This window comes from Streptomyces sp. CB00316, assembly GCF_001905595.1.
Taxonomy (GTDB): Bacteria; Actinomycetota; Actinomycetes; order Streptomycetales; family Streptomycetaceae; genus Streptomyces.
Genome location: NZ_LIXI01000012.1, coordinates 41,032 through 67,183, shown reverse-complemented (window position 1 = coordinate 67,183; position 26,152 = coordinate 41,032). Strand labels below are relative to the sequence as shown.

The 26,152-nt window shown below is 71.7% G+C and carries 23 protein-coding genes; 9 read left to right on the top strand and 14 right to left on the bottom strand.

The annotated features are described in order from the left end of the window. Positions 1 to 7: 7 nt before the first annotated feature. Positions 8 to 1,954: an IucA/IucC family protein gene (locus tag AMK21_RS29145; protein ID WP_073882166.1), complete on the bottom strand. Its 1,947-nt coding sequence runs from the start codon at positions 1,952 to 1,954 to the stop codon at positions 8 to 10. Between the two features lie 28 nt (positions 1,955 to 1,982). Then, entirely contained in the window at positions 1,983 to 3,386 is a 1,404-nt protein-coding gene (locus tag AMK21_RS29140) for a diaminobutyrate--2-oxoglutarate transaminase family protein (RefSeq protein WP_073882165.1), read from the bottom strand. Between the two features lie 356 nt (positions 3,387 to 3,742). Between AMK21_RS29140 and AMK21_RS29135 the strand changes: the two genes are divergently transcribed. Continuing rightward, entirely contained in the window at positions 3,743 to 4,912 is a 1,170-nt protein-coding gene (locus tag AMK21_RS29135; RefSeq protein WP_073882269.1) for a trypsin-like serine peptidase, read from the top strand. Between the two features lie 72 nt (positions 4,913 to 4,984). Here the strand turns inward: AMK21_RS29135 and AMK21_RS29130 are convergent, their stop codons facing one another. Next, the gene (locus tag AMK21_RS29130; protein ID WP_073882164.1) at positions 4,985 to 5,335 is read right to left on the bottom strand and encodes a hypothetical protein; all 351 of its coding nucleotides are present in this window, start codon (positions 5,333 to 5,335) and stop codon (positions 4,985 to 4,987) included. A gap of 59 nt (positions 5,336 to 5,394) precedes the next feature. Then, entirely contained in the window at positions 5,395 to 5,637 is a 243-nt protein-coding gene (locus tag AMK21_RS29125; RefSeq protein ID WP_073882163.1) for a DUF6411 family protein, read from the bottom strand. Positions 5,638 to 5,810: 173 nt separating this feature from the next. On the opposite strand from AMK21_RS29125, the gene AMK21_RS29120 reads away from it, so the two are divergent. Next, on the top strand, positions 5,811 to 6,260 hold the full coding sequence (locus tag AMK21_RS29120; protein ID WP_199863305.1) for an ATP-binding protein: 450 nt from the start codon (positions 5,811 to 5,813) through the stop codon (positions 6,258 to 6,260). An 81-nt stretch (positions 6,261 to 6,341) separates the two neighbouring features. Here AMK21_RS29120 and hflX read toward each other — a convergent pair whose 3' ends face one another. From hflX to miaA, 6 genes are all read right to left on the bottom strand, one after another. Further along, a complete protein-coding gene (gene hflX / locus AMK21_RS29115) occupies positions 6,342 to 7,862 on the bottom strand; it encodes a GTPase HflX (protein ID WP_073882161.1) in 1,521 nt (506 codons plus the stop codon). Between the two features lie 161 nt (positions 7,863 to 8,023). After that, positions 8,024 to 9,478 carry a M1 family metallopeptidase gene (locus AMK21_RS29110; RefSeq protein WP_073882160.1) on the bottom strand — a complete coding sequence of 485 codons (1,455 nt, stop codon included), beginning with the start codon at positions 9,476 to 9,478 and terminating at the stop codon, positions 8,024 to 8,026. Positions 9,479 to 9,562: 84 nt separating this feature from the next. Beyond that, positions 9,563 to 11,713 carry a RelA/SpoT family protein gene (locus AMK21_RS29105; protein WP_073882159.1) on the bottom strand — a complete coding sequence of 717 codons (2,151 nt, stop codon included), beginning with the start codon at positions 11,711 to 11,713 and terminating at the stop codon, positions 9,563 to 9,565. Positions 11,714 to 11,906: 193 nt separating this feature from the next. Continuing rightward, on the bottom strand, positions 11,907 to 12,779 hold the full coding sequence (gene dapF / locus AMK21_RS29100; RefSeq protein WP_073882158.1) for a diaminopimelate epimerase: 873 nt from the start codon (positions 12,777 to 12,779) through the stop codon (positions 11,907 to 11,909). 68 nt (positions 12,780 to 12,847) lie between these two features. Beyond that, positions 12,848 to 13,288, bottom strand: coding sequence for a hypothetical protein (locus AMK21_RS29095; protein WP_073882157.1), 441 nt, complete (start codon positions 13,286 to 13,288; stop codon positions 12,848 to 12,850). Positions 13,289 to 13,395: 107 nt separating this feature from the next. Next, on the bottom strand, positions 13,396 to 14,334 hold the full coding sequence (miaA, locus tag AMK21_RS29090; protein ID WP_073882156.1) for a tRNA (adenosine(37)-N6)-dimethylallyltransferase MiaA: 939 nt from the start codon (positions 14,332 to 14,334) through the stop codon (positions 13,396 to 13,398). Positions 14,335 to 14,505: 171 nt separating this feature from the next. Between miaA and AMK21_RS29085 the strand changes: the two genes are divergently transcribed. Continuing rightward, positions 14,506 to 14,772, top strand: coding sequence for an antitoxin (locus AMK21_RS29085; protein WP_073882155.1), 267 nt, complete (start codon positions 14,506 to 14,508; stop codon positions 14,770 to 14,772). A 66-nt stretch (positions 14,773 to 14,838) separates the two neighbouring features. Here the strand turns inward: AMK21_RS29085 and AMK21_RS29080 are convergent, their stop codons facing one another. Continuing rightward, positions 14,839 to 15,552 carry a hypothetical protein gene (locus AMK21_RS29080; protein WP_073882154.1) on the bottom strand — a complete coding sequence of 238 codons (714 nt, stop codon included), beginning with the start codon at positions 15,550 to 15,552 and terminating at the stop codon, positions 14,839 to 14,841. Between the two features lie 90 nt (positions 15,553 to 15,642). Beyond that, positions 15,643 to 17,163, bottom strand: coding sequence for a tRNA (N6-isopentenyl adenosine(37)-C2)-methylthiotransferase MiaB (miaB, locus tag AMK21_RS29075; RefSeq protein WP_073882153.1), 1,521 nt, complete (start codon positions 17,161 to 17,163; stop codon positions 15,643 to 15,645). Positions 17,164 to 17,252: 89 nt separating this feature from the next. Between miaB and AMK21_RS29070 the strand changes: the two genes are divergently transcribed. After that, entirely contained in the window at positions 17,253 to 18,251 is a 999-nt protein-coding gene (locus AMK21_RS29070) for a TAXI family TRAP transporter solute-binding subunit (protein WP_073882152.1), read from the top strand. On the opposite strand, the gene AMK21_RS29065 is transcribed toward AMK21_RS29070, so the two are convergent. Together AMK21_RS29065 and AMK21_RS29060 are read right to left on the bottom strand one after the other, a co-directional pair. After that, positions 18,230 to 19,681, bottom strand: coding sequence for a sensor histidine kinase (locus AMK21_RS29065; RefSeq protein WP_073882151.1), 1,452 nt, complete (start codon positions 19,679 to 19,681; stop codon positions 18,230 to 18,232). The two genes, AMK21_RS29070 and AMK21_RS29065, sit on opposite strands and share 22 nt — an antisense overlap. Positions 19,682 to 19,699: 18 nt before the next feature. After that, complete coding sequence (locus AMK21_RS29060) at positions 19,700 to 20,392, bottom strand: response regulator transcription factor (protein ID WP_073882150.1); 693 nt, start codon at positions 20,390 to 20,392, stop codon at positions 19,700 to 19,702. 308 nt (positions 20,393 to 20,700) lie between these two features. Here AMK21_RS29060 and AMK21_RS29055 point away from each other — a divergent pair, with 308 nt between their 5' ends. The 5 genes from AMK21_RS29055 (at position 20,701) to AMK21_RS29035 (ending at position 26,120) form a co-directional block, all read left to right on the top strand. After that, a complete protein-coding gene (locus tag AMK21_RS29055; protein ID WP_030571273.1) occupies positions 20,701 to 21,486 on the top strand; it encodes an amino acid ABC transporter ATP-binding protein in 786 nt (261 codons plus the stop codon). Positions 21,487 to 21,532: 46 nt separating this feature from the next. Then, on the top strand, positions 21,533 to 22,456 hold the full coding sequence (locus AMK21_RS29050; protein ID WP_073882149.1) for a glutamate ABC transporter substrate-binding protein: 924 nt from the start codon (positions 21,533 to 21,535) through the stop codon (positions 22,454 to 22,456). 157 nt (positions 22,457 to 22,613) lie between these two features. Next, positions 22,614 to 23,261, top strand: coding sequence for an amino acid ABC transporter permease (locus AMK21_RS29045; protein WP_073882148.1), 648 nt, complete (start codon positions 22,614 to 22,616; stop codon positions 23,259 to 23,261). After that, positions 23,258 to 24,211 carry an amino acid ABC transporter permease gene (locus AMK21_RS29040; RefSeq protein WP_073882147.1) on the top strand — a complete coding sequence of 318 codons (954 nt, stop codon included), beginning with the start codon at positions 23,258 to 23,260 and terminating at the stop codon, positions 24,209 to 24,211. The genes AMK21_RS29045 and AMK21_RS29040 overlap by 4 nt, the downstream gene beginning before the upstream one ends. A gap of 166 nt (positions 24,212 to 24,377) precedes the next feature. Beyond that, a complete protein-coding gene (locus tag AMK21_RS29035) occupies positions 24,378 to 26,120 on the top strand; it encodes an FAD-dependent monooxygenase (RefSeq protein WP_073882146.1) in 1,743 nt (580 codons plus the stop codon). Positions 26,121 to 26,152: the final 32 nt, after the last annotated feature.

Here is a 26,152-nt window from a genome sequence, read left to right as displayed (position 1 = left end):
GGGCCGCTCAGGCGTGCAGGGGGTTGGCGATGGAGACGTAGACGGACTGGGTGTCGACCGGACCGACCAGCTCGTCCAGGCCGTGCAACCGGGTCAGCAGGTTGGCCTTGCAGCGTAGTTGGCGGTTCTGGAGAAGATACGCGGGCAGGGGCGAGCCCAGGTCCGCGTTCTCGGTGAGGAAGTGGCGGAAGACGGCGAGGAGGACCTGCTCGTCGGCGAGGCGCTGCGCGCCGAACGCGCCGATGAGACCGAGGACGTTGTTGATGCCCAGGTAGTAGGCGAACCGCTCGTCGGTGACCGGGTCGGAGACGAAGGTGTCGCTGACGGTGCCGATGCCCGGGAGCCGCCGCTCCAACTCGTCGCGGCGGGAGTCGCGGAAGTAGTAGCCCTGGTTGTCGCGGTAGCGGCCGCCGACCGGCCAGCCGTCCGGGTCGAGCAGGACCAGGGTGTTCTGCTGGTGGGCTTCGAGGGCGACGCCGGCATGGGCGTCGAGCCAGAGGACGGGGCGTACGACGCGGTCCAGATAGCGCCCGAACCACTCGGCCGAGACGTCCGCGACCGGGCGGCCGGTCCGGGCGGCGAGGGTGGCGACGGCCTCGGCGAGCCGGGAGCGCATCAGGGGCTGCCCGGGCCGCGGGCGCTGTGCGGTGAGCCCGGCGATGCATACGGCGTCGTCGCCCGGGCCGAAGGGGTTCTGCCGGAGCATCACGTCGAGGCCGGTGACGGGGGCACCCTCGGGGTCGTCGGCGGCGAGCCAGGCGGGGTCGCGGACGATGTCGAAACCGGGGTGCTCCCGCTGCCAGCTGTCGGCCAGTCCGGTGGAGAGGAGGCGGTGGACCTCGACGCCCCGGTGCAGCTCCTTGCGGAGGTTCTCGCGGCGGGAGTTGGTGATGCGTACGCCGAGGGAGAGTTTGAGCATGACGCGGGCGCCGGGGCGGTGCACGGTGCGGATGGACGAGGTGGGGTGCCAGTGCTCGCCGTACGGGCCGAGGTCGTGCAGCAGGCCCGTCTCAAGGAGGGCGGCGACCTGCGGGCGGCTCAGCAGGTCGGCGGCCTGCCAGGGGTGCAACGGAACGGCGACGGTGCCGGACGGCAGGCGCAGCCCGTCGCGGTGCGGGGCGAGGAGTTCCTCGGCGGACGCCGCCCCTCCGTCGCTCCAGGCGGTGTCGGTGGCGGTCAGGGTGCGGTCCACGGCGAACCAGTGGAGCGGGAAGGAGCCGTGGAGCTCCGGCGAGTAGCGCCGGGACTCCGCCTCGGAGAGCCCTTCGCGGCTCTTGGGGGTGGGGTGGAGCGGGTGGCCGAGGAGGAGGGACTGCTCGGCGGTGAGGAAGAGGTCGGCGTCGGCCGGGTCGGCGGGGTGGCGCCGCCGCTGTTCGACGAAGCCGGCGGTCCGGCGTACGGAATCGGCGACCCGGGCGACCAGGTCGGCGGAGCCGTTGCGGTCGGCTTCCCGGCCGATGAGGACGGCGACGGTGACGGCGTCGGCGGTCGGAGCCTTCTCGGGGGCACCTTCCAGGACCGGGGCGCCGAAGCGATGGGCTCCGGTGGTGGACCAGTAGTGCACGGGGACGAGCAAGGCGGTGCCGGTGGCGGGGAAGGCGACGCGCAGGGTGTCACCTTCGGGGCGGGGCAGGTCGTTCTCCCGGGTCCAGCACCGCAGGAGGCTCTCGGTGCCGGCGGCGTCGGCGGCCCGCTGCGGGTCCGGGTGGTCCAACGGGTCCTGGCCGTCGAGGAGTCCATCGTACGGCGCCGCGTCGGCCAGGGGGCCGTCGTACCGGGTCTCCGGAGCGCCGGGCTCCGCGGGGCACGCCGGATCGATCAAGTCACCTCCCCGCAAAGCTTTCTGACGGGGAACGGTCGTCGCCTCGACCGCGCTGGGGGCGGCCGGTCCGTCCTGCCCTCGGTGCTGGGGGGTACCGGGGCCGTCGGCCTCGGAGGCGGGGGTGGGGTTCACGGCGGTCTTCCTTGTGTGGGTCCGGGGATCAGGTGGTCGGCCCGGCGGCGGCACTGCGGTGCGGCGAACGCTCCGCGGCTGCCAGCGCGTCGGCCAGCCTGTCGACGACGGCGCTCGCCTGCTCGTCGGTCAGAGTCAGTGGGGGCAGGAGGCGGACCACGGCACTGTGCCGGCCGCCCAGTTCGACGATGAGGCCGCGGTCCAGGCACTCCTGCTGGACGGCGCGGGCGAGGGCCGGGGCCGGCGGCGGGGCCGGGGCGTGGTCGTCGGCCTCGGCCGGCAGGGGCGCGGCCTCGGGGTCCACCAGCTCCAGGCCGATCATCAGTCCGCGCCCCCGTACGTCGCCGATCCCCCGATGGTCCGCCCGCAACTTCCGCAGGCTGTCGAGCATTCGGGCGCCCAAGGCCGCCGCCCGCTCCGCCAGCCCGTTCTCCCGGACGTACGCGAGGGTGGCCGCGCCCGCCGCCATGGCGAGCTGGTTGCCACGAAACGTACCCGCGTGGGCGCCCGGCTGCCAGAGGTCCAGCTCAGAGCGGTAGACGATGACCGCGAGCGGGAGGGAACCGCCGATCGCCTTGGAGAGGACCATCACGTCCGGCACGATGCCGCTGTGCTCGACCGCCCAGAAGGCGCCGGTCCTGCCGACGCCGGTCTGCACCTCGTCGGCGATCAGCGGGATGCCCCGGACCCGGGTGATCTCGCGCATCCTGCGGAGCCAGGCGTCCGGGGCGGGGTTGACGCCGCCCTCGCCCTGGACCGGCTCCACGATCATCCCCGCCGGGGCCGGGACCCCGCCCTTCTCGTCGTCCAGCAGATGCTCCGTCCACCGTGCGGCGAGGGCGGCGCCGCGCTCGCCGCCGATCCCGAACGGGCAGCGGTAGTCCTGCGGGAAGGGCAGCCGGGTCACCCTCACGTCCCGGGCGCCGCCGGAAGCTTCCAGCGCCCCGGCCGTCATGCCGTGGTAGGCGCCGGTGAAGGTCAGCAGGCCGTCGCGCCCGGTCGCGGCGCGGACCAGCTTGAACGCGGCCTCGACGGCGTCCGTGCCGGCCGGGCCGCAGAACTGGATCCGGGCGTTGTCGGCGAACTCGCGCGGCAGGGTGGCGAACAGCTCGGTGGTGAAGGCGTCCTTGACCGGGGTGGCGAGGTCGAGCACGTGCAGCGGGGCACCGGAGTCGATGACCTTCCGGATGGCTTCGAGCACGACCGGGTGGTTGTGGCCGAGCGCCAGGGTGCCCGCGCCCGACAGACAGTCCAGATAGCGCCGTCCGTCCGCACCCTCGATGGTGAGCCCGCGCGCCCGGACCGGGACGATCGGCAGGGACCGCGCGTAGGTGCGGGCGGCCGACTCGCGCAGTGACTGGCGGCGGAGGATGCCCTCGTGCACGGGGGGCGCGGGAGGCGGTGCCACCGGAGCGGGTTCGGTCACGGACACGGCTCTTGATCCTCCTGCGGTAACAGTTGCGTTGCACGTCGGTACGTTTTCGCGCGGACGGAGTGCGCGGGTGAACGCTGTCCTGGTGTCCCCCGTACGTACCAACGACGCCGGCCGCAAGGGATCACGGGTGTACCGGAACATCCTGGCGAGGACGGAACCGTGGACCTGCCTCGTACCGTCCCCGTCGGCACCGGCATAGTGGGGGCCGCACCGAGGGCCGGAGAAGGTTGTTCCGCTACCCCGAAGTGTCCGAAAGCTGCACGGAGTACCGAGTGACGAAGTCCCAGGGGGATCACCAGATGCGACCCATTCGCCCGACCGACACCGCACGCCGCGGCAGGCGCGTACGGCGCATGCCTTCCGGTGTGCTCGCCGCGACGGCGGCCGTCGCCGTCCTGGCGCTCACCGCCACCGCCTGCGGTCCGGAGGAGGACATCGGCGGCGGTACGACGCCCAGCGCCCCGGCCGGCCAGGCCGACGGCAAGATCACGATTCCGGACGATCTCAAGGACCGGCTCAAGGAGCACGGGATCGACCCGGACAAGTGGCGGGACGGCGAGTGGAAGAACTGGGACAAGGACAAGTGGCTGCGTGAGGCCCAGGACTTCGTCAACCCGATCATCGACGGCCTCTGGGACCCGGACCGGATGCGGGAGGCCGACGAGCCCCCGGAGAACCCGGTCGACAACGACATCTCCGGTGACGACGGCGTGACGGACCCGGCGCCCGCCCCCGTCCAGGCGGCCGGTGTCGCGACGCCGTACCACGACAACGCGCCGGAGGCCGGGAAGCTGCTCTTCGACGGCCCCAAGGGCCCGATGGTCTGTTCCGCGACCGTGGTGAAGGACCCGGCGAACCCCGGCAAGTCCAACATGGTGTGGACCGCCGGGCACTGTGTGCACGCGGGCAAGGCGGGCGGCTGGTACCGCAACATCGCCTTCGTCCCGTCGTACAACAACGACAACCTCTCCCTGGCGGAGCTGGAGACCGCGCCCAAGGAGAAGGTCGCACCCTACGGCGTGTGGTGGGGCCGGTGGGCCCAGACCTCCGAGCAGTGGATCGCCCAGGGTGCGGCGACCGGCGGGCAGGGCGCCCCTTACGACTTCGCGGTGCTGCATGTGACACCGGAGAAGGGGTCGACGGGCAAGTCGCTGGAGGAGACGGTCGGTTCGGCGCTGGCGGTCGACTTCACCGCCCCCGCCGTACCGCAGATCGCGGACATGACGGCCACGGGCTACCCGGCCGCGCCGCCGTTCGACGGCCAGAAGCTGCTCCAGTGCAAGGACAAGCCGGGCCGCCTCTCGGTCCGCCAGAACGAGCCGACGATGTACCGCATCGGCTGCACGATGACCGGTGGGTCCTCCGGTGGTGGCTGGGTCGCGACCGGCTCGGACGGGCAGCCCGCCCTCGTCTCGAACACCTCGATCGGCCCGGTCTCGGCGGGCTGGCTGGCCGGACCCCGGCTCGGCAAGGAGGCCGAGGGCGTCTACCGCGCGGTCAGTGAGAAGTACGCGGGCCAGTAGAACGCGTCGTACGGGCGCCAGTAGGACGTCGTACGAGGTGCGGCAGGGCCCATTCCCGCCCGGCCGGCCGACTCATCCGTCGGCCGGCCGGGCGGTTCGCTGTCCGGGCTCCCCGGCGGCGCCGAGTTCCGCGGCCCCGTCCTCCCAGCGGCGGCGCCGCTCGGCGAGGGACTGCTCCCACCACGGGGTGCCTCGTTCGCCGAGGGCCACCTTGGCCGTGTGCACCCGGCTTCGGGCCAGCTTCTCGGCCACCGGGTCTCGGTTCCGGTGCGAGGCAGCCACCCCTCGCCGGGCCGCCATGAGGTGACGGCGCAGACCGGCGGCGACATCCTCCGGGATCTCCGGATCGGTGGCCCGCCACCGACGGCCCTTCACCACGATGTACCGGCCGTCGGGGGTCCGCTCCGGCTGATCGGCGTCCATCCGGCCATGGTGCCCGACGTCAGGGGACTCCGGCGCGCGGACGTGCGGGTGGCACGCCGTCAGAACGGCATGTTCCACCGGGCGCGCCGACCGGCCGAACCGCTGCGGCCGACAGCCTTGGAGCTGCTGCGGAAGGGCTTGCTGAAGAGTCGGCCCAGCGGCCCCGGCGCCTTGCTGCCCGCGCGGGAGCCCAGGCCCAGAGTGCGTTGTGCACCACGCTCCGGACGGCGCGACAGCTTCGGGACGACGAAGGCCAGTACGGCCAGAACGACACAGACGGCGACTATTGCGACGATGATCATGAATCCTCCTCGTGTGGGGGGTGCCGCAGTCGTGTGCCCGATGCCCGGCCGGCCAATCACCTTCGTACCGGACGGAGCCGAAGCCTGGGCAGGGACGGTGTTCGGCGTTCCGGCGGGTACACGGGGAAGCGACCGAGCGCCGAATCCTGTGAGGCCGATCGAGAGGCATGGCAATGACTGACTCCACGATGAGGGCGGTGGGCTGGGCGCAGTCCTTCCCCATATCCCAAGGAGTGCGCGCGGGGCGGCACTGGGCGCGCGAACACCTCGAGTCCCTGGAGTGGGCCGACAACGCGCCGGATACCGTGGACTCGGTGCTCATCGCCGTCTCCGAGCTCATCACCAACGCGCACAAGCACGCCCGCAGCGACGCCCAGCTCGTCCTGACATGGGACAGCACGTGCCTGCACGTCAGCGTCCACGACTCCAGTTCGCAGCCGCCCGCCCGGCGCGCGGACGACCCGGGCGCACTCGGAGGCCGCGGTATGGCCATCGTGGACGCGCTGGCCGACAGCTGGCAGCACCATCCGCAACGGGACGGCAAGACCGTGACCGCGTGCTTCGTGCCGCCGGGGTACGAGGACTCCGATGCTGCGAGGCGCGAGGAGCCGGGAACCAGCTGACGCCCGGCCGGGAGGTCCCGGTCGGGCGTCTTGGGTCACAGCCTGTGCCGTGCGGTGCTCACGGCTTGCGTCGTGCGGTGATCAGTGCGCGGCGGGGACGAACGTCCCCAGCTCCGCCGCCAGTTCCTCGTGGACCTGGGCCTTGAGCAGGGTGCCCTCGGCGGTGTGCTCCTCGAAGAGGACCTCACCCTCGGCGTGCACCCGGGAGACCAGCGCCCCCTGGATGTACGGCACGAGCACCTCGATCTCGACGGACGGGCGCGGCAGCTCGGCGTCGATGAGCGCGAGCAGCTCATCGATCCCGGCACCGGTCCGGGCCGAGACGGCGATCGCGTACTTCTCGTTGCGCAGCAGCCGCTGGAGGACCAGCGGGTCCGCCGCGTCCGCCTTGTTGATCACGACGATCTCGCGCACGTTCACCGCGCCGACGTCCCGGATCACCTCGCGCACCGCGGCGAGCTGCTCCTCCGGCACCGGGTGCGAGCCGTCCACCACGTGCAGGATGAGGTCGGACTCGCCGACCTCCTCCATGGTGGAGCGGAACGCCTCGACGAGGTGGTGCGGCAGGTGCCGTACGAACCCGACGGTGTCGGCGAGGGTGTAGATGCGGCCGCTCGGTGTCTCGGCCCGGCGCACGGTCGGGTCCAGGGTGGCGAACAGGGCGTTCTCCACCAGGACACCGGCTCCGGTGAGCCGGTTGAGCAGCGAGGACTTGCCGGCGTTGGTGTATCCGGCGATGGCGACGGAGGGCACCTTGTTGCGCTTGCGCTCCTGGCGCTTGATCTCGCGGCCGGTCTTCATTTCCGCGATCTCCCGGCGCATCTTCGCCATCTTCTCGCGGATCCGCCGCCGGTCCGTCTCGATCTTGGTCTCACCGGGACCACGGGTGGCCATACCGCCACCGCCGCCGGAACCGGCGCCGCCCATCTGACGGGAGAGCGACTGACCCCAGCCGCGCAGTCGCGGCAGCATGTACTGCATCTGCGCCAGCGAGACCTGTGCCTTGCCCTCCCGGGACTTGGCGTGCTGGGCGAAGATGTCAAGGATGAGGGCGGTCCGGTCGACCACCTTCACCTTGACGACGTCTTCCAGGTGGATCAGCTGGCCCGGGCTGAGCTCACCGTCGCAGATGACGGTGTCGGCCCCGGATTCGAGGACGATGTCACGCAGCTGCAGCGCCTTCCCGGAACCGATGTAGGTCGCCGGGTCGGGCTTGTCGCGCCGCTGGTACACCGCGTCCAGGACCTGTGCGCCCGCCGTCTCGGCGAGGGCGGCGAGCTCCGCGAGGGAGATCTCCGCGTCACGCACCGTCCCCGAGGTCCAGACACCGACCAGCACGACGCGCTCCAGGCGCAGCTGTCGGTACTCGACCTCGCTGACGTCCTCGAGCTCCGTGGAGAGACCGGCGACGCGCCGCAGGGCGGCACGCTCGGAGCGGTCCAGCTGGTCGCCGTCGCGCGCTCCGTCGATCTCCTGGCTCCAGGCGACGTCCTCTTCCATCAGGGCGTCGGCCCGAAGGCTCTCGGTGAGGCTCTCGGGGATGTTCTCCGTGGCGCTCTGCGCGTCCTGCGCGTCCTGGGGAAGGGAAGAAGAGGAGGTCATTGGATCCTTACGTCGATAGAAGTCTTTACGTCAGTCACAACGTGTGACCTGTCCGGATGATTCCCGATCATTCCCGCCGGGGAATGCGGTGCGGTCCGCCGTGCCGACCTGTCGATAGTGGCACGGCCCCACCGGACCCGTCACTGGGGTTTTCCCCGCCATCAGGGGGTGGCAGCGGGCTCGGCCGCACGCCAGCCGGGGTGCCCGGGCATCGCCGGGGTCTTCTCCCCATACAGCCAGTCCTCGAAGAAGGCCGTCAGGTCCCGTCCCGCGATGCCGGACGCCAGCCGGGTGAAGTCCGCCGTCGTCGCCGTACCGTCCCGATGGATCCGGACCCAGGCGCGCTGCAGCCGGTCGAAGGCGGCCGCGCCGATCTCCTGGCGCAGGGCGTAGAGGACCAGGGCGCTGCCGTCATAGACGACGGGCCGGAAGAGGCTCAGCTTCTCCCCCTCGGCCGGGCCGTCCGGGTGCGCGGGCGGGCCGCCGTTCGCCCGCCAGCCGTCGGAGAGCTTGTACGCCTCGCGCATCCGCCGCTCCAGCGTCCCTCCGCCGTTCTCCTCCGCGTACAGGGCCTCGTACCAGCTGGCGTGCCCCTCGTTGAGCCAGAGGTCGGACCAGGAGGCGGGCGAGACGCTGTTGCCGAACCACTGGTGGGCCAGTTCGTGGACCATGACGGAGTCGACGTACCACTCGGGGTAGGCGGGCTCGGTGAAGAGGGTCCTGCCGAAGAGCGAGATGGTCTGGGTCTCCAGCGCGAAGCCGATGCGGCTGTCGGCGACGAGGACTCCGTACGTCTCGAAGGGGTAGCGGCCGACCCGCCGCTCCATCCACTCCAGCTGGGCGGGGGTCTTCTTCAGCCAGGGCTCCAGCTTCTCGCGGTCGGCGGCCGGGACGACGTCGCGCAGGGGCAGTCCGTGCGGTCCTGTGTGGTGGTGGACGTGGGAGCGGCCGATGGAGACCTGGGCCAGCTCGGTGGCCATGGGGTGCCGGGTGCGGTAGGTCCAGGTGGTCGTGGCGCCGTCACGGGTGTGGCCGGCGGGCAGCCCGTTGGCGACGGCCGTGAGGTCCTGGGGCGCGGTGATACGGAAGGTGAAGTGCGCCTTGTCCGAGGGGTGGTCGTTGCTGGGGAAGACCCGGTGGGCGGCGTCGGCCTGGTTGGCCATGGCGAGGCCGTCGGCGGTACGGATCCAGCCGCCGTTGCCCGCGGTGCCGGACGGGTCGCTGGTGTGCCGGACGGTGATGTTCAGCGGTACGCCTTCGGGGAGGCGGCGGGGGGCCTGGATCACCAGGTCCTCGTTCTTGCTGCCGAAGTCGGCGGCCTGCCCGTCGACCTCGACGCCCTGGACGGTGCCCCGGGCGAAGTCGAGGTTGATCCGCTCCAGCGGTGCGGTGGTGCGGGCCCTGATCTTGGTGACGGCGTCCAGGGGCTTGGTGTTGCTGCCGTGGTACGTGAAGGAGAGGTCGTACGTGAGGACGTCGTAGCCGGGGTTGCCCAGCTCGGGGAAGAGCCGGTCACCGATGCCGAGCGGCTCGGGGGCGGGCAGGGCGGCGGCGACGAGGGTGAACGAAGCTGTGGCCAGGAGGGCGGCCCGCAGGCGGCGGGAGAGGTGCGACATGGACTACCGCTATCAGCGCCGGGCGCTCTCCCGGTGGTGCCGCGCGCCGCACCACCCGAACGGGGCGGTCTCCCCGGAGTGCGGTCAGCCGGTGGCGGCCGGGTGCTGGGCGCGGCTGACGTCGTAGACCCCGGCGACCTCGCGCATCGCCCGCATCAGGGCGGGCAGGCCGGCGGCATCGGGGAGCTGGAGGGTGTAGGTGTGCCGGACACGCTGTTCGCTGGGGGGCTCCACGGTGGCGGAGACGATGGCCGCGTCGGCCGTGGCGATCGCCTCGGTGAGGTCGGCGAGGAGCCGGGGGCGCCCGAAGGACTCGGCGACGAGGGTGACCCGGCAGGCGGCGGTGTCGCGCCCGCCGTCCTCGTCGCGCCAGCGGGCGGAGACGGACGCGCGGCCGATCTCCCGCATCCGGGCGACGGCAGGACACTCCTGGCGGTGCACGGTGACGGCGCCGCCCCGGACCACGATGCCGACCACCTCGTCCGGGGGCACCGGAGTACAGCAGCCGGCCAGGCGGGTGAGGTTCTCCGGGCCGTCGACGACGACGTTGGCGGCCCGCCCACCGGACCGGGTGCGGGCGGGTGCGGTGGGCTGCGGGCCGTCGGCCGCCGACTCCGTACGGCCGTCGGCCCCGTCCGCTCCCTGGGTCTCCGGGCCCGGGGCGTCGGGGTGGGCGGAGAGCCAGCCGGTGATCGCGATGCGGGCGGCGGGGGTGCGGGCGTGGTCCAGCCACTCGGGCGACGGGCCGGAGGCCGTGTCCTGGGCGAGCAGCAGCTGCACGGTGTCGCCGTCGCTGAGGACGGTGGAGAGGGTGGCGAGGCGGCCGTTGACCCTGGCTCCGATGCAGGTGTGCGCCCGCTCCCCGTGCTGGGCGTACGCGGCGTCGACGCAGCTGGCCCCGGCGGGCAGTCCGAGCATCCTGCCGTCGGTGCCGAACACGGTGATCTCGCGGTCCTGGGCGAGGTCGGCGCGCAGGGTGGTCCAGAAGGTGTCCGGGTCGGTGGCGGACTCCTGCCAGTCCAGCAGCCGGGAGAGCCAGCCGGGCCGAGTCGGGTCGGCGCGCTCGTCGGACGGTTCGGCCTGCTGGGCGGCGGTGGGGTCGTGGGCGTACGGGTTGCCCAGGGCGACGACGCCCGCCTCGGCGACCTTGTGCATCCGGTGCGTACGGATGAGGACTTCGGCGACGGCGCCCTCGGGGCCGACGACGGCGGTGTGCAGCGACTGGTACAGGTTGAACTTGGGGGCGGCGATGAAGTCCTTGAACTCGGAGATCACCGGGGTGAAGCAGGTGTGCAGCTCACCGAGGACCGCGTAGCAGTCGGCGTCCTCGCCGACCAGGACGAGCAGCCGGCCGAAGTCGGTGGGGCGCAGCTCGCCGCGTTTCCTGCGGACCCGGTGGACGGAGACGAAGTGGCGGGGCCTGATGAGGACTTCGGCGCTGATGCCGGCTTCCCGGAGCGTTGCCCGGACGCTGTCCGCGATGGGGGCCAGGGGGTCGCTCTCGCCCGTCACCTCGGCGATGAGGGCGCGGGTGTCCTCGTACTCCTCAGGGTTCAGGATCGCGAAGACCAGGTCTTCGAGCTCGGTCTTGAGCGCCTGGACGCCGAGCCGTTCGGCCAGCGGGATGAGGACGTCCCGGGTGACCTTGGCGATCCGGGCCTGCTTCTCGGGGCGCATCACGGTGAGGGTGCGCATGTTGTGCAGCCGGTCCGCGAGCTTGATCGACATGACCCGGACGTCGTTGCCGGTGGCGACGAGCATCTTGCGGAAGGTCTCCGGCTCGGCGGCGGCGCCGTAGTCGACCTTTTCGAGTTTGGTGACGCCGTCGACGAGATAGCAGACCTCTTCGCCGAACTGCTCACGTACCTGATCGAGGGTCACCTCGGTGTCCTCCACGGTGTCGTGGAGGAGGGACGCGGTCAGCGTGGTGGTCTCGGCGCCGAGCTCGGCGAGGATCAGGGTGACGGCGAGCGGGTGCGTGATGTACGGCTCGCCGCTCTTGCGCATCTGGCCCCGGTGCGAGGACTCCGCGAGGACATAGGCACGGTGGAGGGTGCCCAGGTCGGCGTCGGGATGGTGGGCGCGGTGCGCGTCGGCGACATGGCCGATGGCGTCGGGCAGCCGGTCGCGGGGGACGGGGCCGAGCAGCGCCACCCGGCCCAGCCTGCGCAGATCGATCCGGGGCCGGCTCCGCCTGCGCGGCACAGCGGCGGGATCGGCGGCCTCTGCACTCATGGGGCACCTCCGGCGGCGTCGACCGGCGGTGGGGAGAGGCGGACGCTTCTCCGGGCCGGTGCTTGATGCTATCGACCCCACCACGTGGCGCGGTCCGGCTCTCGCCCAGCGTGAAACGGATCACCCATTCGAGCGAAGCTCGGACCGATCAGCGTTTCGAGTCGGGAGCCGCCGACCGGTCGGCCGCACAGCGTCAGACCGTGACCGTTTCCAGCCAGGCCAGGTCGATGGTGCCCTCGGCGACGATCACGGCGGCGCCGGTCATGTCGACCGAACCGTCCGGGTGCTCGGTGATGGTCAGGGTGCCGCCGGGGAGGTCCACCCGATACGTCGCGGGGAGTCCGGTCACCGCCGGATCCCTGCCGTCCCGCCGGGCGGTGGCGACGGCCACCGCGCAGGCGCCGGTGCCGCAGGAGCGGGTCTCGCCGGAGCCGCGCTCGTGGACACGCATGGCGACGTGGCGGGGACCCCGGTCGACGACGAACTCGACGTTGACGCCGTCGGGGTAGACCGCGGCCGGGCTGACCGGAGGGGCGGAGAGCAGGTCGCCGGCGTGGGCGAGGTCGTCGACGAAGGCGACGGCGTGCGGGTTGCCCATGTTGACGTTGCGCGAGGGCCAGCTGCGCTCCCCGACGGCGACCGTGGCACTCGCCTCGGGCAGCAGGGCGCGCCCCATGGAGACGGTGATGTCGCCGTCCTTGGCGAGGTGGACCTGCTTGATGCCGCCCCGGGTGGCGACGGCGAGGCCGCCCTGCTCGACGAGGCCTTCGCGCTGGAGGTAATGGGCGAAGACGCGCACCCCGTTGCCGCACATCTCGGCGATCGAGCCGTCGGCGTTGCGGTAGTCCATGAACCACTCGGCCTCGGCGGCCATGCCCTGGGCCTCGGGGTGGGCCGCGGAGCGGACGACGTGCAGCAGGCCGTCCCCGCCGATACCGGCCCGGCGGTCGCAGATCCGGGCGACGACGGACGCGGGCAGCGCGAGGGCGTTGTCCGGGTCGGGGACGATCACGAAGTCGTTCTCGGTGCCGTGGCCCTTGAGGAAGGTGATCTGCGAAGTGCTCACAGGGCAACTGTACGAGCCACCACCGACACTCCGCGAGGCCGGACCCGCCGGTTCTCCCCCGGGTGGCGTCAGCGCAGGCGGGCCACGCGCCACACGGCGAGTGCGACCAGTCCGGCGCCCGCGGCGACGTACAGCGCGATCACGCGCCAGTCGAGGCGGTCGCCCGAACCCCTGGCCGGCAGGCCGGGCCAGGTGTGGCCGACGCGACGGGCCGCCATCATGCCCCAGCCGGCCGCGCAGCAGCTGATCAGGAGCCCCAGCATGGCGACCACGGCACCGCCGTCACCGAACTCGAAGGCGAGCGGGAAGGCGAACATCAGGGAGCCCACTGTGGCCAGCACGACGATGGGTGCGAGCTGCCAGATCCGCAGTTTGCGGGTGGGGCGCAGCTCGACCTCGACCTCGGGGGCCACGTCCTGCTCGTCGGGCCCGTCGGGACTCAGCCGCCCCGCGATCTCCCGCGGTGGCGGTACATCGTGCTGCTCCGTGTCGCGAGGGCCGGCCTCCATCGCCACGCGCCCTCCCTACTCGGACTCCGCTGGTGGATCGATGCTCGATGATGGCATGGTCGCGGGTGCCGAATTGACGGCCGGAGCGTCCCGATGCCATCACGTGATCAGGCTGTGACCGCTCGTTCGATCAACGTCAGCGTGCGGTGCGGGAGTTCTTCCCGGTCACGGTGCCCGCCGCCGAGCCAGTGGACGCGCGGGTCGCGGCGGAACCAGGAGTCCTGCCGACGCGCGAAGCGCTTGGTGGCGCGTACGGTCGCCGCCCGCGCCTCCTCCTCGGTGCACTCCCCCGCGAGCGCCGCGAGGACCTGCTGGTAGCCGAGCGCCCGTGAGGCGGTGAGTCCCTCGCGGAGTCCGGACGCCTCCAGGGCGCGCACCTCGTCGACGAGGCCGGCCTCCCACATCCGGTCGACGCGCAGGGTGATGCGCTCGTCCAGCTCGGGGCGCTCGACGTCGACGCCGATCTGCACGGCGTCGTAGACCGGCTCGTCGCCGGGGAGGTTGGCGGTGAAGGGCTTGCCGGTGATCTCGACGACTTCGAGGGCGCGGACGATACGGCGGCCGTTGCTCGGGAGGATGGACCGGGCGGCGTCGGGGTCAGCGGCGGCGAGCCGCTGGTGCAGGAAGCCGGAGCCGCGCTCGTCCAGCTCCTCTTCGAGCCGGGCGCGCACCTCGGGGTCCGTGCCGGGGAACTCCAGGGCGTCGATGGCGCCCTTCACGTACAGCCCGGAGCCGCCCACGAGGATCGGCGTGCGGCCCTCGGCGAGCAGCCGGTCGATCTCCAGCCGGGCCAGGCGCTGGTACTCGGCGACGCTGGCGGCCTCGGTGACGTCCCAGATGTCCAGCAGGTGGTGCGGGACGCCCGCGCGCTCGGCGGACGTCATCTTCGCCGTACCGATGTCCATCCCGCGGTAGAGCTGCATGGAGTCGGCGTTGACCACCTCTCCGCCGAGCTCCCGGGCGAGGAAGACCCCCAGATCGGATTTTCCGGCCGCGGTGGGGCCGACGACGGTGATGACACGGGGGGCTGAAGCGGGACGGTTCACCGGGACAGTCTCCCAAATATCCAGGGGCCTCCCGCACACCGCCGAAAGCGTGGAAGAGCATCAGGGAAACGCTAAAGGGCGAGTAAAACCGGCAGGAAGGGACAGGTGACGGACAATGGGGGGCGGGAGAACGCTCCCGCAGACCGTCCTCACCGCACGGAAGGTGACCCAATGGGGTTCCTGGACAACCTGAAGGCCAAGCTGGGACCGGCCAAGGAAAAGGTCGGCGACCTCGCGCAGCAGCACGGGGGCAAGATCGAGCAGGGCCTCGACAAGGCAGCGCGCACGGTCGACCAGAAGACCAAGGGCAAGTACAGCGACAAGATCGACACGGGTGCGCGCAAGGCCAAGGAGGCCGTGGACAAGCTGGGCCAGAAGGACGGGGGCACCCCGGGGGCGCCCGGCACCACCCCGCCCTCTCCGCCGCCCGCCTCGTGATCTGACAGCGGCAGTCCCCGACGGCGGCACCGGTTCCCTCCCGGTGCCGCCGTCGGGCTGTGCGGGTCAGGACCAGGCGGCGACGGTGTAGCCCACCCCGTAGGGCGCGTCCTCGTACAGCAGCCGTCCGCCGAGGCCCGCTCCCCGTGCGGCGCCGCTGAGCAGCTGCCAGGGGGCCCTGCCGGCCGCCTTGAGCTCGTACGCGAGTGTCTCGTCCAGCGCGTCCAGTGCGGCGAGGTCCGCGGAGCCCAGTGCCTCGGTCGCCCGGGCGTCGAAGGCCTCGGCCCGCTCGTCGAGATAGCCGGGCGCCTTGAGCGTGCGGCAGGCGCTGCCGTCGCCCATCACGAGGAGTGCGACGCGGCCGGCCCGGCCGGCCAGCTCCCGCCCGGCCCGGGCGCACTCCGCGGCGGGGCTGCGCCCGTCCACCGCGAGCCCCTCGACCGGTGCCCCGGCCCAGCGGGCCCGGCTCAGCAGCCACGCGCCCACGGCGAGGGAGTCCGCGAGCGCCGGTCCCTGCGCGGCCGGGTCCGGCTCGCCCAGGGTGACGTCGAGGCCGACGCCGAAGCCCCGGAAGGAGCCGTGCCCGCCCGCCGGGTACGCCCCGGCGGTCCTGCCGTCCCCCGGTCCGACGACCACGAGCAGGTCGGGGCGGGAGGCGGCGAGCACCCCCACGGCGTCCAGGCACGCGGCGCGCGCGGGGTCGAGTTCAGGTGCGGCCGCGGCGGCGACCTCGGGCACCAGGAGCGGCGGGCAGGGGCACACGGCGGCGGCGACAAGCATGCCGGCCAGCGTACTTGCCGGGGGGCGGACGGAGTCCGGAGCCGTACTTGCCGGGGCGCGACCCCGCGCGCCCCGGCATCCCTCCAACGGTCAGCCGATGCCGCAGGCCGGGGCCGCGGCGGCAGGGAGCGGGGCCGGAGCGCCGACGGTGGGGAGGCCGAGCATCACGCCGGCCGGCTTGGCGGCCGCCGTGCTGCGCTTCTGCCAGGCGTCGCCCGCGCGGGTGCCCCGTACCGCGAGCGGGGTGCCCTCCGCGAGGAGGTGGTGCGGGGCGGCGTAGGTGATCTCGACGGTCACCACGTCGCCGGGGCGCACGTCCTGGGCGGGCTTGGTGAAGTGGACGAGGCGGTTGTCGGGGGCGCGGCCGGAGAGGCGGTGGGTGGCGCCGTCCTTGCGGCCCTCGCCCTCGGCGACCATGACCTCCAGGGTGCGGCCGACCTGCTTCTTGTTCTCGTCCCAGGAGATCTGCTCCTGGAGGGCGGACAGGCGCATGTACCGCTCCTGCACGACCTCCTTGGGGATCTGGCCGTCCATGTCGGCGGCCGGGGTCCCGGGTCGCTTCGAGTACTGGAAGGTGAACGCGTTGGCGAAACGGGCCTCGCGGACCGCGTGCATGGTCTGCTCGAAGTCCTCCTCCGTCTCGCCGGGGAAGCCCACGATGATGTCGGTGGAGATGGCGGCGTCCGGCATCGCGGCGCGCACCTTCTCGATGATGCCGAGGAAGCGCTCCTGACGGTAGGAGCGACGCATCGCCTTCAGTACGCGGTCGGAACCGGACTGCATCGGCATGTGGAGCTGCGGCATCACGTTCGACGTCTCGGCCATGGCGGCGATGACGTCGTCGGTGAAGTCGCGGGGGTGCGGGGAGGTGAAGCGGACGCGCTCCAGGCCCTCGATCCTGCCGCAGGCGCGCAGCAGCTTGGAGAAGGCCTCGCGGTCGCCGATGTCGGAGCCGTAGGCGTTGACGTTCTGGCCGAGCAGGGTGATCTCGGACACGCCCTCGGCGACCAGGGCCTCGATCTCGGCCAGGATGTCGCCGGTGCGACGGTCCTTCTCCTTGCCGCGCAGCGCCGGGACGATGCAGAAGGTGCAGGTGTTGTTGCAGCCGACGGAGATGGAGACCCACGCGGCGTAGGCGGACTCGCGGCGGGTGGGGAGCGTGGAGGGGAAGGCCTCCAGGGATTCGGCGATCTCGATCTGCGCCTCCTCCTGGATCCGGGCGCGCTCCAGCAGCACGGGCAGCTTGCCGATGTTGTGCGTACCGAAGACGACGTCCACCCACGGGGCCCGCTTGACGATGGTGTCGCGGTCCTTCTGGGCCAGGCAGCCACCGACGGCGATCTGCATCCCGGGCCGCTTGGTCTTCATCGGGGCGAGCCTGCCGAGGTTGCCGTAGAGCTTGTTGTCGGCGTTCTCGCGCACCGCGCAGGTGTTGAAGACGACGACGTCGGCGTCGCCGTCGGCGCCTTCGGGGGCCCGTACGTAACCGGCGTCCTCCAGGAGACCCGACAGCCGTTCGGAGTCGTGGACGTTCATCTGGCACCCGTAGGTGCGCACCTCGTAGCTCTTCTGGACGTCCACTGCTTCTTCGCTCCGGTTGCCGCTGCTCATGGGACCAGGGTAGGCGGTTGCCGGGCGCGCCCCGGTCCCTGCCCGGCCGGGCCTGGTCAGAGGGGCGGTGAGCTGGCAGGATCGCCCGCATGCTCCACGCTCTGTCCCGATTCGGTCGGCACCGCACCCTTCAGGCGGGCGTCGTGCTCACGGCCGTGCTCGGGCTGCTCGCGTGGTGGCTCCTTCCTCTGGGCGAACGGACCCCGAGCGGGTCACTGACCTTCTCCACGGGGGTGCCGAGCGGCGTCTACCAGCGGTACGGGGAACGGCTGGAAGGCGCCCTTGCCAAGGACATGCCCGATGTGTCGATAAAGCTCCTCACCAGCGAGGGCTCCCAGCAGAACCTCGCGCGGGTGGCGACGGGGGAGGCGGACTTCACCATCGCCACCGCCGACGCCGTGGCCACCTATGTGCGCGACGGCAGGCCCGGCGCACACCTGCTGCGGGGCTGTGTGCGGCTCTACGACGACTACGTGCAGCTGGTCGTCCCGCGCGACTCCGAGATCGGGAGCGTGGCCGATCTGCGGGGCAAGCGGGTCGGCGTCGGCCAGGAGGGCTCCGGTGTCCGGCTGGTAGCGGACCGGCTGCTGAACGCGGCGGGGATCCATCCGACGCGGGACGTGACCGCTGTGCCGGCGGGGATCAACACCATGCCCGACCGGCTGGTCGCCGGTGGGCTCGACGCCTTCTTCTGGTCCGGCGGGCTCCCGACGGGGGCCGTGCAGGAGCTTTCGCAGCGGTTCTCGATCAAGCTGGTCCCGCTGGACGAGGCCCTGATCAAGGAGTTGCAGTCGATCGGCGGCTCCGCCCGCTACTACCGGTCGGCCACGATGCCCGCCGACGCGTACCACTTCGCCCAGCGCGGCGTATCGGTCCCCACGGTCGCCGTCGCCAATCTGCTCATCACCACGGACCGTACGGATCCGGCCATGACCGAGGCGTTCACCCGTACCGTGATCAACAGCCGGGACCGGATCGGCCGCGAGGTGCACGCCGCGCAGCTGGTGGACCTTCGGACGGCGATCTACACGGACCCGCTGGCGGTCCACGAGGGCGCCAAACGTTACTACCGCTCGGTCAAGCCCTGACCCTGAGCCGGGTCCGCCGGTAGCCGCGGCCCTCGGGGGGTGAGCGGCAGCTCGCGCGGCACGGAGACGGTGACCAGCAGTCCGTGCGGCTCGTGGCGCTCGTACGTGATCGAGCCGCCGCCCGCCGCGAGCAGCACGCGGGAGATGGATAGGCCGAGCCCCGACCCGCTCACGTTCTGGTGGCGGGTGCTGCGCCAGAAGCGGTCACCGACCCGCTCCAGCTCTTGATCGGTGAGGCCGGGCCCCCGGTCGGCGACCACGACGGTCGTGACGGTGGTTCCCGGGGTGACCGTGACCCGTACGTCCTGTCCGGCCGGGGTGAACTTCAGGGCGTTGTCGATGACGGCGTCCAGCGCGCTGGAGAGGGCCACCGGGTCAGCCCAGGCGGTGGCGGCCGGGGCCCCGTCCTGGGTGAGGTGCACGCCCTTCTCGTCCGCCGTCGGGCGCCAGGAGGCGACGCGCTCGGCGGTGAGCGGGACGATGTCGGTCAGCTGGAGGTCGGCCTCGGTGTGTTCGGCCAGGGCCAGGTCGAGCAGGTCGTCCAGGACCCGGGCCAGTCGCTTGCCCTCGGTGCGTACGGCGGCGATCTCCTCGTTGCCCTCGGGCAGTTCCAGGGCGAGGAGCTCGATGCGCAGCAGGAGCGCGGCGAGCGGGTTGCGCAGCTGGTGCGAGGCGTCGGCGACGAAGGCGCGCTGTTGTTCCAGTACGTCCTCGACGTTGTCGGCCATCTCGTTGAAGGAGCGGGCCAGCCGCCGCAGCTCCGGGGGCCCTCCGGCGGCCGCGACCCGTGAACGCATCCGGCCGACGGCGATGTCGTGGGTGGCCGCGTCCAGGACCCGTACCGGCAGCAGCACCCAGCCGGTGAGCCGGACGGCGGCGCCGACGGCGACCAGCATGGCCAGGGCCTCGCCGACCGCGATCAGCAGCCAGGTCCGCAGGATCCGGGAGCGCATCTCGTCGGTGGGCGAGTCGATGACGACCACCGCCACGACGTCCCCGTCGCGCACGACGGGCGAGGCGACGACGACGCGGCCGTCCTGCCAGGGCCAGACCTGCGGGGGGTCGTGCGAACGGCGGCCGAGCAGCGCCTCGTTGAAGGCCGTGCGCCCCTCCCCCTCGGCGGGCAGCATCCAGGTGCCCGGGGCCTTCGCCAGGGCCAGGTCGTTGCGGTAGAAGACGCCGACCCGGATGCCGTACACCGAGGCGTAGACCTCCAGGTCGGTGGCGAGCGTCAGACGGCGCTCGTCCAGCGCCGGGACGGTGTCGGTGATGGACTGCGCGAGGGCCGCGAAGCGGGCGGTGTCGTCGATCCGGTCGATGACCAGGCGCTGCTGCTCGGCGGCGGCCACGCTCACCGCGAGCGGGAAGCCGAGGGTGAGCAGGACGGCCGCCATGAGGGTGATGAGCAGCGGAAGGAGACGGGTGCGCACCGGGGACGTACCGGCCCGTTACGCGGACGGCGCGACGAGCCGGTAGCCGACGCCCCGCACGGTCTCGATGAGGGCGGGCAGCCGCAGCTTGGAGCGCAGCGAGGCCACGTGCACCTCCAGGGTGCGCCCGGTCCCCTCCCAACTGGTGCGCCAGACCTCGCTGATGATCTGCTCGCGGCGGAAGACCACGCCGGGCCGCTGCGCGAGGAGGGCCAGGAGGTCGAACTCCTTGCGGGTCAGCTGGACTTCGGTGCCGTCGACGCTGACGCGGCGGGTGGGCAGCTCTATCGCGACGGATCCCAGGCGCAGGGCGGCGACCGGCGTCGGGGCGGTGTCCTCGCCGCTGGTGGTGCGCCGGGCGACCGCGTGGATACGGGCGAGCAGCTCGCCGGTGTCGTAGGGCTTGGTGACGTAGTCGTCGGCGCCGAGGTTGAGTCCGTGGATGCGGGAGCGCACATCGGCCCGGGCGGTCACCATGATCACCGGGGTGGCGGTGCGCTTGCGGATCTTGCCGCACACCTCGTAGCCGTCCTGGTCGGGCAGGCCGAGGTCGAGGAGGATGACCCCGAAGGGCTCCTTCTCCGCGGGCAGCAGCGCGCGCAGGGCCTCCTCGCCATTGCGGGCGTGCACGACCTGGAACCCGTGCCGGGCGAGCACGGCGGACAGGGCCGCCGCGACATGGTCGTCGTCCTCGACGAGCAGCAGTCTCATGGCCCTCCTCTCCGTCTCCCTGGATCTTCGGGCTTTGGCCGAAACATTCCGTTCAGCGACGCTTCACGTTCTTCTGCCGCACAGGGCATCCACTCCGATGACGGGTATGCCAGTCAAGGGGTTGCCGGTTACAGCAGGGTTTCCGTTATGCACCCGGTACGCCCCGGCGCAGCGCGTGGCGTCCCCTTCACGCGGAGTGTCCGGTTGCCGCCGGATCGTTATGCTCAATTTCCGCTCAGATGTAATGACGCTGGTCGCACCGCGTCATTAGTGTCCTTGGCACCCGAGGAGGACGGAGCAAGAAGCCGATGAGCGGAGTTTCAGTGACCAAGGCCGCCGAGAATGCCGCGCCTGCGGGCGACGACCTTGTCGTACTGAGCGACGTCAACAAGCACTTCGGCGCGCTGCATGTGCTCCAGGACATCGACCTGACCATCGCCCGTGGCGAGGTCGTGGTCGTCATCGGGCCCTCCGGGTCCGGAAAGTCCACGCTGTGCCGCACGATCAACCGCTTGGAGACGATCGATTCGGGTGCGATCTCGATCGACGGCAAGCCCCTGCCCCAGGAGGGCAAGGAGCTGGCGCGGCTGCGCGCAGACGTGGGCATGGTCTTCCAGTCGTTCAATCTCTTCGCACACAAGACGGTGCTGGAGAACGTCATGCTGGGCCAGACCAAGGTCCGCAAGACCGACAAGAAGGCCGCGGAGGAGAAGGCCCGGACCCTGCTCGACCGGGTCGGCGTCGGTGTGCAGGCCGACAAGTACCCGGCACAGCTCTCCGGTGGCCAGCAGCAACGCGTCGCGATCGCACGGGCGTTGGCGATGGACCCGAAGGTCATGCTCTTCGACGAGCCCACGTCGGCTCTCGACCCGGAGATGATCAACGAGGTCCTCGAAGTCATGCAGCAGCTGGCCCGGGACGGGATGACGATGATCGTCGTCACCCACGAGATGGGCTTCGCCCGCTCGGCCGCCAACCGCGTGGTGTTCATGGCGGACGGCAAGATCGTCGAAGAGGCCACGCCCGAGCAGTTCTTCAGCAACCCGCGCAGCGACCGGGCCAAGGACTTCCTGTCGAAGATCCTTCACCACTGACGACCGACGACTGACGACAACGACCTACGGCATAAGGAAAACTCACATGAAGCTCCGCAAGTCGGCCGCCGTCGCGGCCATCGCCGTCCTCGCCCTGACCGCGACCGCGTGTGGTGGCAAGGAGGGTTCCGCCGGTGACAAGCCGGGCGGCACCAAGCCCGGTTCCTCCGAGGCTCCCGCGCTGCCCACGTACACCGTCGCCAAGGACGTCGAGCTGGACTCGCCGGTCTTCAAGAAGGCGAAGCAGCGCGGCAAGCTGATCATCGGCGCCAAGGCCGACCAGCCCTACCTCGGCTTCGAGGACCAGTCGACCAAGGAGCGCTCCGGCTTCGACATCGAGATCGCCAAGATGATCGCGGCGGACCTCGGCTTCACGGAGAAGCAGATCGAGTGGAAGACCGTCGACTCCGGCATCCGTGAGACGGCGATCTCCAAGGGCCAGGTCGACTACTTCGTCGGCACGTACACGATCAACGACGAGCGCAAGAAGCAGGTCGGTTTCGCCGGTCCGTACTACAAGGCGGGCGCCGACCTCCTGGTCCGCAAGGACGACAACTCCATCACCGGCAAGGAGTCGGTGAAGGGCAAGAAGGTCTGCTCGATCGTCGGCTCCACCCCGCTCCAGGAGATCAAGAAGCCGGAGTACGGCGCGAACGTCGTCGAGCTGGCCAAGTACTCCGACTGCGTGCAGCAGGTGCTGACCAAGCAGGTCGACGCTCTCACCACGGACGACTCGATCCTCAAGGGTTACGCGGCCGCCAACTCCGGCAAGCTCAAGGTCGTCGGCAAGCCGTTCACCGACGAGCCCTACGGCGTCGGCCTGAACAAGGACGACAAGGTCCTGCGCGACGCGATCAACGACTCGCTGGACAAGCACGTCAAGGACGGCACGTACAAGAAGATCTACGAGGCGACGCTGGGCCTGTCCGGGTCGGCCTACACCGAGCCGCCGGCGCTCGAGCGCTACTGACGCCGTCCGCCGTCCCACGGCCGACGCCCCGTCACTGACGTACCGCGTGTGACTCAGGAGGCGTCCCGTACGCCGCCGCTGCCCCGCAGGGGCGGGGCGGGGTACGGGGCGCCCCTTCCCCTGCCCTGATGCCGCTGACCGCCGACGCGGAGACCTCATGAACGTACTGCTCGACAATTTCCCAGAGTTCCGCGACGGCTTCATAGGAACCGTGTCGATCACCGCCGTCAGCTCGGTAATCGCCCTGGTGCTCGGCGTCGTCATCGCCGGCTTCCGGGTCTCGCCGGTGCCGCCGCTGCGGTACTTCGGCACCGCCTGGGTGACGCTGATGCGCAACACCCCGCTGACGCTGCTCTTCCTGATCTTCTTCTTCGTCGTCCCGGAGATCCTCTTCCCGGGGATGAGCCCCTTCGTGCTCGGCTCGCTCGCCCTCGGCTTCTACACCTCCTCGTTCGTCTGCGAGGCGGTCCGCTCCGGCATCAACACCGTGCCGCTGGGCCAGGCCGAGGCCGCGCGCTCGATCGGCATGACGTTCGCCCAGACGCTGCGCATCGTGGTGCTCCCCCAGGCGACGCGGACCGTCATCCCGCCGATGAGCAGCATCTTCATCGCGCTCACCAAGAACTCCGCGATCGCCGGCGCCTTCAGCAACGCCGAGCTGTTCGGCTGGCAGAAACTGATGAGCGACAAGGGTTACGACATCGTCCCCGTCTTCATCTGGGTGGCCCTCGGCTACCTGGTCGTCACGTTTACCATCAGCGGCCTCTTCCGGCTGCTGGAGCGTCGCATGGAGGTCGCCCGATGAGCGCCAGCGTTCTCTACGACGCCCCGGGCCCCAAGGCTCTCGTCCGCAACCGGATCTACGCCGTCCTCGGCGCCCTCGCCATCGCCGCGCTGATCGCCGTCAGCCTGCTGCGGCTCGCCGACAAGGGCCACCTGGCCCCCGAGATGTGGGACATCTTCAACTACGCGGGCATCCGGCAGAACATCGCCGACGCCCTCGTCGCCACGCTCAAGGCGTTCGGCCTGGCCGCGGTCGGCTCGCTCGTCCTCGGTGTGGTGCTCGCGGTGGGGCGCCTCTCCGACCACAAGCCGGTCCGCTGGGCCGCGACCACCTTCATCGAGCTGTTCCGCTCGCTTCCGCTGCTGATCACGATCTACGCCATCTGGGTCGGCTTCCTCACGGACCACTCGATGTGGGCGCTGGCGGCGGGCCTGTCCATCTACAACGGCTGCGTCCAGGCCGAGGTGCTGCGCGCCGGCGTCAACGCCGTCCCCCGGGGCCAGAGCGAGGCCGCGTACGCGCTCGGTATGCGCAAGACCCAGGTCATGGTCACCGTCCTGATGCCGCAGGCCGTCCGGTCGATGTTGCCGACGATCATCAGCCAGCTCGTGGTGACCCTCAAGGACACCTCGCTCGGCTTCATCATCCTGTACCCGGAGCTGCTCCAGACCGCGCGTCTGATCGCCTCCAACACGCAGGTGAACGGGCAGTACCCGTACGTCTCGACGATCGCCGTCATCGGCACGATCTACATCGCGCTGTGTCTGCTGCTCTCGTCGCTGGCGACCTGGATCGAGAAGCGCGGCCGCCGCGCCAAGACCGGCATCGCGGTGGCGCCGGCCGTCCAGGCCCCCGGAACCATCGACGCGACGGCCGGCACGTTCGGCCCGACCGCTGAGGGAGCAGGGGGCGCAGGGGGCGCAGGCACCGGGATCGACGGTGCCGGTGGGGCCGGAGTGACGAAGGACTGACTCTCCTCGGTCTTTCCCGGCAGAAGCATTCGAGGCAGCGGCACACGCGTCGCTGCCTCGGTCACTTGACGCAAGCACCCCCAGTGGGTTGCATACGTTCTGTGATCACGCACCCGGCTTCCACTGCCACGTTCCGCATGACCGTACGGGCCGGAGGAGACGCGCCGTGGACCCGGTGATCGTCGTCGGCGCCGGACCCGTCGGTCTGACGCTGTCGCTGGCCCTCGCCGCCCAGGGCGTCCCGTGCGTGCTTTTGGACGAGGGGCCGGGCACCGAGGAAGTCCGTCTCGCCCGCACGGTCGTGCTGCGTGAGGACACCGCCGACCTGGTGGAACGCCTAGGCGCCGCCCACCTGGAGAAGGACGGGCTGCGGTGGAGCGGGTGGCGTTCGATGCGCCGGAAGCAGCTGGTCCGCGACGTGCCGCTGGGCGCGGGGCCCGATGCCTCCCATGACACCGGAGACTCCGGAGACGTCCGAGACTTCGGTGACGCCGGTGCCGCCGGTGGCCAGGGCGTGGCGTCCCTCCCGGCCCCTCTGCACGTTCCGCAGCACGCGCTGGCCTCCGCCCTGCGCGCGGCGGTCGCGGCGGCGCCGCTGGTGAAGCTGGTACCGCTGAGCCGCATCGACACCCTGGAGCAGGACCGGGACGGCGTCACGGTGCACACCAAGGGGTCCGATACGGCCTGGTGGCGCGGCAGCTATCTGGTCGGCTGCGACGGTGCCCGTTCGACCGTGCGCAAGCTCCTGGACATCAGGTTTCCCGGTCGTACGGCGGTGGAACGGCACGCCGTCGCCGCGCTCCGGGCCGAGCTGCCCTGGCCGGGCGAGGCCGTGCTGCACCGGCAGCCGCCGTGGGGCGGCGGGGGTGCCGAGGTCGGTGCGCGGCCGCTGCCCGACGGGGTCTGGCGGCTGGACTGGCTGCTCCCGCCGCGCGGCGAACTGGTCACCCCGGACGCCCTGATCACCCGTATCCGGGACACCCTGGCCGGCTGGTGCGGCGAGACCCCGGCGTACGAGCTGCTCGACACCGGCGTCCACACGCTCCACCACCGCCTCGCCCGGCGCTGGCGCGTGCAGCGGGCCTTCCTGGCGGGCGACGCGGCACATCTGCTGGGGGCGCTCGGCACCCAGGGGCTGGACGAGGGGATCCGGGACGCCGAGAACCTGGCCTGGAAGCTCGCCCACGCCTGGCACCACCGCGGCGGCGACCTCCTGCTCGACAGCTACCAGGCAGAGCGCCGGGCAGCGGTCGCCGCCCGGCTGCGCGCCGCCGACCAGTCCCTGCCGATACTGCGGGGCGGCGGAGGACTGCGGACCCTCGTACCGGGCACGGTCCGCGGCCACGACACCCTGCTCGCCGACGGGCACCTGGGCCGTGGAGCCCTCGGTGCGCCCCCTTCGTACTCGCACTCCCCCCTTGCACCACCGCACGCGGAGGCGCACACCGCGGTGGGTACGCCCCCCGGTGCGCCGGTCGCCGATGTACGGGTGACGGCACCGGACGGGACGGCCGTACGGCTGCGCGAGCGGCTCGGGCAGGGGCATCCGCTGGTGATCCTTGTGGCGCCCGGCACGGGCGTGTGGGACCGGCGGCACTGGCTGACCGCCGGCATCATGCCGCGCTTGGTGGAGGCCGTGGAGGCGCTGCCGTCCCCGGCGGAACTGCTGGTGACGGAGAGCTATCCGGGCGCCTCGGCCCACACCGTTCTGCTGGTCCGTCCCGACGGCCACCTGGTGGCCGCCTTCGCCGGCGTCCGGCCCGCGGAGCTGTTCGCCGCGGCGCGGGCGGCGCTGGGCGGAGCGCCAGGGGCCGGAGGCGGGGAGAGCGGCGATGACGAGCGGGGGGCGGCGCGCGCGCCGGGGCCTCGCGAGCGGGTTCACGCCGACCGGACCGCCAGGATCCGTTGACCGTCACGGGCGCACATGGTGTACTCCAGATC